This window comes from Terriglobales bacterium (genome assembly GCA_035691485.1).
GTDB lineage: Bacteria > Acidobacteriota > Terriglobia > Terriglobales > Acidobacteriaceae > JAIQGF01.
This window is the reverse complement of record DASSIZ010000099.1, coordinates 1-3,695: the sequence shown is the minus strand read 5'-3', so window position 1 is coordinate 3,695 and position 3,695 is coordinate 1. Positions and strand designations below refer to the sequence as shown.

Annotated in this window: 4 protein-coding genes; 2 read left to right on the top strand and 2 right to left on the bottom strand. The window is 60.4% G+C overall.

Features of this window, described 5'->3' with window-relative positions:
• Together gcvPA and gcvPB are read left to right on the top strand one after the other, a co-directional pair.
• On the top strand, window positions 1-1,048 hold a 1,048-nt coding region (gene gcvPA, locus VFI82_12905), incomplete at its 5' end, for an aminomethyl-transferring glycine dehydrogenase subunit GcvPA (protein ID HET7185581.1).
• Entirely contained in the window at window positions 1,045-2,553 is a 1,509-nt protein-coding gene (gene gcvPB, locus VFI82_12900; GenBank protein ID HET7185580.1) for an aminomethyl-transferring glycine dehydrogenase subunit GcvPB, read from the top strand. The genes gcvPA and gcvPB, both read left to right, overlap by 4 nt.
• 95 nt (window positions 2,554-2,648) lie before the next feature.
• Here the strand turns inward: gcvPB and VFI82_12895 are convergent, their stop codons facing one another.
• Both VFI82_12895 and VFI82_12890 read right to left on the bottom strand, forming a co-directional pair.
• Window positions 2,649-2,813, bottom strand: a complete 165-nt coding sequence (locus VFI82_12895; protein HET7185579.1) for a zinc ribbon domain-containing protein — start codon at window positions 2,811-2,813, stop codon at window positions 2,649-2,651.
• Between the two features lie 193 nt (window positions 2,814-3,006).
• Window positions 3,007-3,579 (bottom strand): DUF2911 domain-containing protein, encoded by a 573-nt coding sequence (locus VFI82_12890; protein ID HET7185578.1) that lies wholly within the window; start codon window positions 3,577-3,579, stop codon window positions 3,007-3,009.
• Between the last annotated feature and the right edge of the window lie 116 nt (window positions 3,580-3,695).

Here is a 3,695-nt window from a genome sequence, read left to right as displayed (position 1 = left end):
GGCCATCTTCGAATTCCAGACCATGATCTGCGAACTCGCCGGCATGGAAGTCGCGAACGCCTCGATGTACGACGGTTCCACCGCGACCACCGAGGCGGCGATGATGGCCGCTCGCGTGATCGGGCGCCGCGGCGCCGTGGTGGCTCGCAGCGTCCACCCGGAATACCGCGAGGTTCTGGCCAGCTACGCCAAGAACCAGGGCATGCCGATCTCGGAGGTCGCCTACCTCGAGAGCGGCCGGATCAACATGGCGGCGCTGGAAAAGGCGATCACCGAGGACACTGCGTGCGTGCTCATCCAGTCACCGAACTTTTTCGGCACGATTGAAGACGTGGCAGCGATCGCCGACATTGCCCATCGCAAGGGCGCGCTGCTGGTGGTGGCGATTGCCGAGGCGGTCTCGCTCGGGATCGTAAAGCCGCCGCAGGAGGCGGACATTGTCGCCATGGAGGCGCAGTCGTTCGGCGTGCCGCTGAGCTTCGGCGGACCTTATGCCGGCGTCATCGCGACCAAGGAAAAATTCGTTCGCCAGATGCCGGGCCGGCTGGTCGGGCAAACCCAGGACAAGCAGGGCCGCCGCGGTTTCGTGCTCACGCTTTCCACCCGCGAGCAGCACATCCGGCGGGAGAAGGCGACCTCGAACATCTGTACCAACCAGGCTTTGATCGCGCTGATGGCAACCGTCTTCATGACCGTGTACGGGCGCGAAGGGCTGAAGGAACTGGCGGTACAGAACCTGGCAAAAACCGCGTATGCCGTCGAGCAATTCGGCAAGAGCACCCAGGTGTTGTTTCAGGGCGCGCCGCGTTTCAACGAATTTGTCGTGCAGACCGGCGATGATCCCAAGACGCTCAACGATCGCATGCTGGACCAGAAGATCATCGGTGGGTTGCCGCTGAAGAAGTTCTATCCCGAGCTGGGCAATGCCTCGCTGTGGTGTTGCACGGAACTGACCCGCAAGACGGCGATTGACGCAGCCGCGAGAGGGCTGTCAGCGCAAGGCGCGCGAGAACGGGGCGTTTTGGAAGCGCCGGAGGTGGCGCGATGAGCGGCAAGATCAGGAAAGCCACCACGCACGTCAACCAGAATGAAGGGCTGATTTTCGAGAAGTCATCGCCCGGCAAGAAGGGATACAAGCTCTCCCAACTCGACGTGCCCGACGTCAATCCATCGAAACTGCTGGGCAACTCAGCCCGCCCGGACTTGGGGAACATGCCCGAGGTCAGCGAGATCGAAATCATCCGCCACTTCACCCGCATCTCGACGTGGAATTACGGCGTCGATACCGGGCTTTATCCGCTGGGCTCCTGCACCATGAAGTACAACCCGCGGATCAACGAAATCGTGGCGCGCCTGGACGGTCTGGCCAATGCGCATCCCTACCAGCCGGAGAGGGTGTCGCAGGGAGCGCTGCTCATCCTGCAAGTGCTGCGCAAGGCGCTGATGGAAATTTGCGGCATGGAGGCGATCACGCTTCAGCCGGCCGCCGGCGCGCATGGCGAACTCACCGGAATCCTGCTGGCGCGCGCCTACCTGCAATCCAAAGGCGATCCACGCAAGAAGATCCTGATTCCAGACTCGGCGCACGGCACCAACCCTGCCACCGCGGCCATCGCCGGTTACGCGGTAGAGAATCTGAAGTCCAACGCCCGGGGGATGGTCGACATCCCGTCGCTGGAAGCTCAGATGAATCAGGATGTCGCGGCGCTGATGCTCACCAACCCCAACACGCTTGGCGTTTTCGAGCAGGACATCCACAAAATTGCCGACATCGTCCATCGCAAGGGCGGCCTGGTCTACATGGATGGCGCCAACATGAACGCGCTGGTCGGCAAGGTGCGTCCGGGCGACTTCGGCGTGGACGTGATGCACCTGAACTTGCATAAGACGTTTTCCACGCCTCATGGCGGCGGTGGACCCGGCTCCGGTCCGGTGGCGTGCAAGAAAATTCTGGAGCCTTTTCTGCCGGTCCCGGTGGTCGTCACCAAGAAAGACGGCTCGCTTGGGTTCGATTACGATCGCCCGCAGTCGATCGGGCGGGTGCGCGCCTTTTACGGCAACTTTGGCATGCACGTGCGCGCGCTGGCCTACATCATGGCGAACGGCCGCGACGGCCTGTTGCAGACCACCGAAGACGCGGTGCTCAACGCCAACTACATTCGCAAGAAGCTGGATGGCGTTTACGATCTGCCGTACTCAACGCCCAGCATGCATGAGGTCGTATTCAGCGATCACAAGCAGACAGCCAAAGGTATCAAGACGGGGGACATCGCGAAGCGGCTCATCGATTATGGATTTCATCCCTACACGGTGTCGTTTCCGCTGATCGTGCACGGCGCCCTGATGATTGAGCCGACGGAAAGCGAGTCCATCGAGGAATTGGATTTGTTCATCGATGCCATGAAACAGGTGGCGCAGGAGTGCGAGTCCGAGCCGGAAACGGTGATCAACGCACCGCACACGACGCGCATCTCCCGGCTGGATGAAGTCCGGGCCGCGCGCCAGCCGATCCTGCGCTGGAAGCCGCAGGCACAATCCGCGAAGGGCGATTAAAGCAACAACCTCAAAGAACACTCAGCAGCACGAAGGCCGGACGAACACAGTCCGGCCTTATTCTTGTCGGTAGTGGCCCTTTGTGTCCTTGGTGGTTATGATTTCTTGGACGTAACGGCAAAGAACGCCGCGGCTTCCTGGTGAACGTGCTTGCCGTCGCACTTCGGGCACTTCACCTTGCCCTTTTCGTATTCACTAAGGGTGAGAATCACTTCAAATTCTTTTTGGCAATCTTCGCAGAAGAATTCGTAGCGAGGCATGGGGCACCTCCGCGCGGAAGAATTCTAACCGCCGGGCATAGCGGGTGCAATCCTCATCGAGCGCTGCTGCGGGATTGTGAGAGCTGAATCGGGAAGCACTCTCAGGCTGTGAGTGCCAGTCGGTTCGCGGCGCGAATGACTTCGGTCCTGAACTCGCGAAAATCCGCGGGCCCAGGACCGGTTTCGTTCTCGGCTACGGATTTGCTTCGCTGAAATCTACCGACGCGCTGGTGTTTTCCCAGTCGAACTTCATCACCCCGGCATTCGGGCTGCGCTTGTCGAAGGAAATGGTGAACTCCTGGACTGTCGCCGGGGTCTTCGCCGTCTGCATGTCGATGCGGGCCAGGTCGGATGCCTCGCCCGGATAGGGAATCCCCCACTGCCCGGTCTTCTTGCTGATGATGAGTTTCCACGGCCCATTCTCGGCCGGCAGGATGTACAGCGTGTAGTTGCCGGCGGGGACCTTCGTGTTGCCAACCGTGAGATCGGCCTGCGTGACGAAAGAAGTAGCTTCGTTGGCGCCGGCCCTCCAGACTTCACCGTAGGGCACGAGACCGCCGTAAATCTTACGCGGCTGCCCGCTCTTCGGGTCGTTGATCTTGGGACGGCTATAACTGATAGTGATCGTCTTGCCATCGTCGAATTTGAAGCTTGCTGTGCCCGGCGGGCTAGGACGCTTGGATTTGTCCTGCTGCGCGCTGCTCTGCAGGGTGAGAGCTAGCATCAGGCTGCAAGCTGCGATTCCATACCGGCTGGACCGTTTCATCGTGCCTCCATCGTCAAAATTTTTCTGAGGACTCCGCAACCATAGATGCACGAACTCGGCCCCGCGGTGACACGCTATCTGTCGCTTCCGTACAATTACCGCATGTCGGTTTTTGA

Bases quoted from the DNA above. Each gene is read 5' to 3' on its own strand.
- VFI82_12895 (HET7185579.1), bottom strand. From the start codon at position 2,813: ATGCCTCGCTACGAATTCTTCTGCGAAGATTGCCAAAAAGAATTTGAA.
- VFI82_12890 (HET7185578.1), bottom strand. From the start codon at position 3,579: ATGAAACGGTCCAGCCGGTATGGAATCGCAGCTTGCAGCCTGATGCTA.
- gcvPB (HET7185580.1), top strand. From the start codon at position 1,045: ATGAGCGGCAAGATCAGGAAAGCCACCACGCACGTCAACCAGAATGAA.